Origin of the sequence: Pseudomonas oryzihabitans (assembly GCF_032027545.1) — a bacterium.
In the GTDB taxonomy this organism is placed as follows: Bacteria; Pseudomonadota; Gammaproteobacteria; order Pseudomonadales; family Pseudomonadaceae; genus Chryseomonas; species Chryseomonas oryzihabitans_F.
In genome coordinates, this window is sequence record NZ_JAVSJB010000110.1 from 1 (window position 1) to 394 (window position 394).

Consider the following 394-nt stretch of genomic DNA (forward strand, 5'->3'; position numbering starts at 1 on the left):
CGTGAGGCCACTGCCATCGGCGGGCTGGATCGACTCGAGCTTGCCCTCCACCACCAGGATGGTCAGGGTGCCCTGGGACAGATCCTGTTGCGGCAGATAGGCGCGGCTGGTGACGTAGCCATGCGCCAGATAGGCATCGGTGACCGCCTTGAGCAGGGCGTTGAGTTGGTTGACGCCGACGCACTGGCCCTCGTAGGGGCGGGTCAGGCGGGCACGCTCGGCCGCAGAGAGGTGATCGGCGCCCTGCAGCACGATGGTTCGCAGGGTGAAGCAGCGGCCTTCGTCGGAAGGCGGCGGAGCCGCCGGCGTGGCGGCCGGGCCGGGCAGATCCTGCAGTTCCTGCAGGCGCTTCTGCTGGTCTTCGAGCAGGCGATCCTGGCGATTGCGGATCAGG

Annotated in this window: 1 protein-coding gene; it reads right to left on the bottom strand. The window is 68.5% G+C overall.

Translation table 11 applies throughout. The features are described 5' to 3' along the window. Positions 1 to 394 (bottom strand): POTRA domain-containing protein (locus RND78_RS27945; RefSeq protein WP_312733481.1); only part of this gene is annotated, 394 nt, incomplete at both ends.